Below are 3,379 nucleotides of genomic sequence, written 5' to 3'. Positions count from 1 at the left end.
AGGCGGGCCGGGGCGGACGGGCCGCGCAAGCCAAAGGGCAAGAACGGGGTGCCGGCGGCCCAGCGGCGGCCGGCCGCCGGGCAGGGCGCCACGCAGCCCGCCGTCGCGGCCTCACAGCAGCCGGCCTCCCCGCAGGCCAAGAAGCAGGCGCCGAAGAGTGACGACGATTTCTCCGACATCGAGGATCTGCTCAAGCGCCGGGGAATCAGTTAGGCGCGAGGTTCGTCCGGTGTGTGTCACAGTTCCGAGACTCAACCGGGACTGCCCGTAGACATTCATATGAAGATCGATACGAATGAGTTTCGCGTAAATCACAGTTAAGCCACATCGGGGTCTGAGGGACTAGTCACACCAGCTCAGGCCATAGATTCTGCCTCCTGGGGCCGCGACTCGCGGACTTCACGCTCGCGGCGCACTAACCTGACCGGGACCGCGCCGGCACGGACGACGTCGTCTGGAATCCAGGGGGCCATTGGCATGACCGCACCGCTCGATGTTCCTGGTTCGGCCATTGAGGCCGGTCCGGAAACCGTTCTGGAGGGCGCGGACTCCTCAGCCATCCGAGGGCGCTCCCTTGGCCAGATCGCATGGATGAGGCTGAAACGCGACAAGATCGCCATCACCGGCGCCATCGTCATCCTCCTGCTCATCATCGTCGCGATCTTCGCGCCCCTGCTGGTGTCATGGTTCGGGCACCCGCCGGCCGAGTGGCACACCGACCAGATCGATCCGGCGATCGGCGCGCCCAAGGGCACGTTCGGCGGCATGAGCTGGGACTTCCTGCTCGGCGTCGAGCCCACCTCGGGCCGTGACCTGTTCAGCCGCATCCTCTACGGCGCCCGCGTCTCCCTGCTCATCGCCTTCTTCGCGACCCTGCTCTGCGTGCTGCTGGGCACGGTGCTGGGCATGATCGCCGGGTTCTTCGGCGGCTGGGTCGACTCGGTCATCAGCCGCCTCATGGACATCTTCCTGGCCTTCCCGCTGCTGGTGTTCGCGCTGGCGCTGGGCGGGGTGATCGGCGACAAGGCGTTCGGCCTGTCCGGTGACACGCTGAGGATCAGCCTGCTGGTGTTCATCATCGGCTTCTTCAACTGGCCCTACATCGGGCGGATCATCCGCGGGCAGACGCTGTCGCTGCGCGAGCGGGAGTTCGTGGACGCCTCCAGGAGCCTGGGCGCGCGCAACCACATCATCCTGTTCAAGGAGATCCTGCCCAACCTGCTGGCCCCGATCCTGGTCTACTCGACGCTGCTGATCCCGTCGAACATCCTTTTCGAGGCCGCGCTCTCCTTCCTCGGCGTGGGCGTGCGGCCGCCGACCCCTACGTGGGGAGGCATGCTGGCGGACGCTGTCCACAACTACAACGTGGCGCCCAACTACATGATCTTCCCCGGTCTCGCGATCTTCATCACCGTGCTGGCCTTCAACCTGCTCGGTGACGGCCTCAGGGACGCCTTCGATCCCAAGGCCCGATGACCTCGTGAGTTATCCGCAAGTTCTGGACTCCTAGATACAAGGGGTGTGTCAGGTCGATGAAGATAAGATCCAAGGCGTCGGCGGTCGCGATCACCGCTGCTTTCGCCCTGGTCGTCTCCGCGTGTGGTGGCGGTGGCGGCTCTACCCAGAAAACCGGTGGTGGCACTGCCGACGCGCCCGCCAGCCAGTACAACGCCGGTGTGACGCAGGTCGTCAACCCGTCGGACAAGACGGGCGGCGCCATCCACATGGGCATGCCGGGTGACTTCGACTCCGTCGACCCCGGCGACATGTACTACGGCTACGCGTGGAACTTCGCCCGCCTGTACACCCGCGCGCTCACCATGTTCAAGCCGGTGCCGGGTGAGGAGGGCCTGCAGCTCGTCGGCGACCTGGCCGAGGACCTGGGCAAGCCCACCGACGGCGGCAAGACCTGGACGTACAAGCTGCGCTCGGGCCTGAAGTTCGAGGACGGCACTCCCGTGACGTCCAAGGACGTGAAGTACGCCGTCGCGCGTTCGCTGGACAAGGAAGTGCTGCCCAGCGGCCCGACCTACTTCAACGACTGGCTCGACAACGGCGACTACACCGGGCCGTACAAGATGAAGGGCAAGCTCGACGACTGGAAGGCCGTCGACACTCCTGACGACCAGACGATCGTCTTCCACCTGAAGAAGCCGTACGGCGGCTTCGACTACTTCGCCATGCTCCCGCAGACGGCCCCGGTGCCGGAGGCCAAGGACACGGGCACGAAGTACAAGGAGCACCCGGTCTCCACGGGCCCGTACATGTTCAAGGCGCATGAGCTGGGCAAGCGGATCGACCTGGTCAAGAACCCCAACTGGGACGCGGCCGGCGACCCCAACCGCAAGCAGCTCAACGAGACGATCGACGTCCTGCTCGGCCAGAACGAGGACGACCTCGACCAGCGCCTGCTGTCCGGCAAGATCGACATCAAGATCAACAGCACCGGTGTGGCGGCCAACGCCCGCAAGACCGTGCTGACCGACCCGAAGGTCAAGCAGTACGCCGACTCGGCGGCGCTCGACCGCACCTGGTTCGCCAACATCAACGGTGACGTCAAGCCGTTCGACAACATCCACTGCCGCAAGGCCGTGATGTACGCGGCCGACCGCACCGCCATCCAGGGCGCCTTCGGCGGTCCCGAGGCCGGTGGCGACATCGCCCTCAGCCTCATGCCGCCCAAGATGACCGGCTACGAGAAGAACGACCTCTACGGCGTGGAGGCCAACCCCGGCGGCGACGTCGCCAAGGCCAAGGAGGAGCTGGCGGCCTGCGGGCAGCCGAACGGCTTCACCACCACCATCTCCTACCGAAACGAGCGTTCGGCGGAGAAGCTGACCGCCGAGTCGCTGCAGCAGTCGCTCGGCCGCGTCGGCATCAAGCTGGAGATCAAGGGTTACCCGCAGGGTGACTACTTCAAGCTGTACGCCGGCAAGCCCGACTTCACCTCCAAGAACGGCCTCGGCATCCTGATCTACGGCTGGGGCGCCGACTACCCGGAGGGCTTCGGCTTCTTCCAGCAGATCGTCGACAGCCGGGTCATCCGCGACGCCGGTAACACCAACCTCAGCGTCAAGGATCCGGAGATCGACAAGCTGATCGACCAGGCCGCCGCGGAGCTGGACGCCGGCAAGCGCAACTCGATCTGGGCCGCGCTCGACAAGAAGGTCATGGACGACGCGTTCATCCTGCCCTACGTCTGGGCGCACAGCCTGTTCTACCGGCCGCCGGCGCTGAAGAACGCCTTCGTCAGCCAGAACTTCGGCATGTACGAGTTCCTGACGCTGAGCAAGTAGATCGGCAGCAAGTAACCCGTCCGGGAAAACCTCCGGAAGTCGAAAGCAGGTGAAGGCCACGGCGGGCGGGCCCACAAGGCCCG

General features: G+C 65.5%; 2 protein-coding genes and 1 pseudogene. All 3 read left to right on the top strand.

Going from position 1 to position 3,379, the window contains the following annotated elements; translation table 11 throughout:
• A pseudogene (locus tag KME77_RS20600) lies at positions 1 to 213 on the top strand (cellulose synthase); the annotation flags it as partial.
• 264 nt (positions 214 to 477) lie between these two features.
• Entirely contained in the window at positions 478 to 1,476 is a 999-nt protein-coding gene (locus KME77_RS20595; protein WP_219470226.1) for an ABC transporter permease, read from the top strand.
• A gap of 56 nt (positions 1,477 to 1,532) precedes the next feature.
• On the top strand, positions 1,533 to 3,296 hold the full coding sequence (locus KME77_RS20590; RefSeq protein ID WP_219470224.1) for an ABC transporter substrate-binding protein: 1,764 nt from the start codon (positions 1,533 to 1,535) through the stop codon (positions 3,294 to 3,296).
• Positions 3,297 to 3,379 lie beyond the last annotated feature (83 nt).

The sequence above is a fragment of the Nonomuraea rhizosphaerae genome, from assembly GCF_019396405.1.
Taxonomy (GTDB): Bacteria; Actinomycetota; Actinomycetes; order Streptosporangiales; family Streptosporangiaceae; genus Nonomuraea; species Nonomuraea rhizosphaerae.
Note: the sequence above shows the minus strand (reverse complement) of the source record. Positions and strands in the feature narration are given on the sequence as shown.

Bases quoted from the DNA above. Each gene is read 5' to 3' on its own strand.
- KME77_RS20590 (WP_219470224.1), top strand. From the start codon at position 1,533: ATGAAGATAAGATCCAAGGCGTCGGCGGTCGCGATCACCGCTGCTTTC.
- KME77_RS20595 (WP_219470226.1), top strand. From the start codon at position 478: ATGACCGCACCGCTCGATGTTCCTGGTTCGGCCATTGAGGCCGGTCCG.